General features: G+C 63.2%; 1 protein-coding gene. It reads right to left on the reverse strand.

The genetic code is table 11. The features are described from left to right. Positions 1 to 120: 120 nt before the first annotated feature. Positions 121 to 1,560 (reverse strand): IS66 family transposase, encoded by a 1,440-nt coding sequence (gene tnpC, locus E4Q08_RS23670; protein ID WP_169072211.1) that lies wholly within the window; start codon positions 1,558 to 1,560, stop codon positions 121 to 123. Positions 1,561 to 1,742: the final 182 nt, after the last annotated feature.

Below are 1,742 nucleotides of genomic sequence, written 5' to 3' on the forward strand. Positions count from 1 at the left end.
TTTCGCCCAAGTCGCGGCAGAACTGGCCGATCGCCTGCATGGGCGTCCGTTCGTTGCCCACCATGCCCGCTTCAACTATGGTTTCGTCAAGGTAACTACTCAGGGCGACCACGCCGAAGCTCAAGCGAGGCGAGGCTGAGGGGGCTGGCCCTGGAAAGTGAGGATCAGGGCGTGGAAGAGATTGGCGCCCTGCTTGTGCATGGTTGCGAGATACGAGTGAATGATGCAGTAGGCATCGGCCCCCTTCTTGGTCCGGAAGCCGCCGGAGACTTTCTGTTTGACCTTGGACATGCGCACGGCTTGCTCGGCCAGGTTGTTGGTGAACGGAACGCCGGGATCCGTGGCAAAGCGCCAGACATCGTCGGTGTAGGTGCGCAAGCGCAGGAGGAGGTTCGTCGCCTTGCTTTGCCGGGGACGCCCGCGTTTGCCCGAGGGTGGAGCCCGGGGATTGAGGGCTTCCCCTTCACTGAGAATGTCGGCGTAGCGGGACAGGAAGAACGCCCGGCGGGATTCCGGCAGCGGCGCGCCGGTCTGACCGACCTCATGACAGGCCGTCCGCAGGAGATCGATCATGCGGCCGGCCCAGGCTTGCCCGAGATCCTCAAAGAGGTAGGTCAGCTCGCGCAAGTGATGGGCATTGCACAGACCGTGCTTGCAGAGGAGGTCACGATAAGGCTTCCAGCCATCGTGAATGAGGGTGCCCAGGAAGCCGGGCAGAATTCCCAGGGCATCGAACGCCTGCTTGCCGCGTTTCGCATGGCAGGCGACCCAGGTCAGCAGCGTGGTCGCCAGGACGTGCATCCAGTGCAGCGAGCCGGCGACACGCAGCCCGGTCTCATCGGCGTGCGCGACATCGGCGACTTGAAGGGCCTGGCCGATGGTGCTCACCGTCGGCGTCAGCCGGACCCCGGCCTCCTGTGAGGCGGCGAGTACCGTGGCTTCGGCCATCGGCAGTCCGAAGAAATCGTCCATCAGCTCCGACGTGCGTTGCACCGGCATCATGTGGTGTTGCGTCAGATGCACCGCTGCCGCCAACGCCGCCGGCCCGTACTGGACCGGCGAAGAAACGCCTTCCGGGAACTCGCCACGGCACACCTCGCCGCAGGCGCAGGTCGCCGCCCAAACTTGATGCTCGGTGACCTCAAAGCGCAACGGCGGCAGATCGAACACCTGCCGGCTCTCGGCCATCGTCGCTTCCCCCAGGGGGCCTTGGCACGCGTGGCAGTGGGCCGCGGGCAAATGCACGACGACTCGATCCGGCTTTTCTACCTTCTGGAGCGTGTGTCCAGTATGCCCCGGCTGTCCGCCATTCGGGTGCTGCCCCGGTTTGCGCAGCGAACGGGGCTTGGCCGGCAGCTTGGCCAGCCCATCCGAGGACGGTGGTTTGCTCGAATTGTGGCTATTCTTGGCCCCTCGACCTTCCAGTTCCTGCACCTTCGCCTGCAGCTTCTCCACTTCTCCCCTCAACTGCCGCACCAGCGCACGTAAGGGCCAAAGCTCGCGGATCAGATCATCCTTCTCGGCAACACTCAGTCGTTCAAGGTCGGGAATCTCGTCCATGCCCACTCACCTGTACGAAGCCTATCCATTGCGAGGTCAATGCTGGGTTCTCTTGAAAGCTTGGACGTTCGCTCTGAGCAAAAAATTCCAGTACCTGAGCGTCGCCACGCTTCAGCCTGTCCGCTTGGCGGAGGACTCCTGAGTAGTTACTNGTCGGCTTCCCATTAACCGGGCAACTTAAC

The sequence above is a fragment of the Candidatus Accumulibacter contiguus genome, from assembly GCF_012940005.1.
Taxonomy (GTDB): Bacteria; Pseudomonadota; Gammaproteobacteria; order Burkholderiales; family Rhodocyclaceae; genus Accumulibacter; species Accumulibacter contiguus.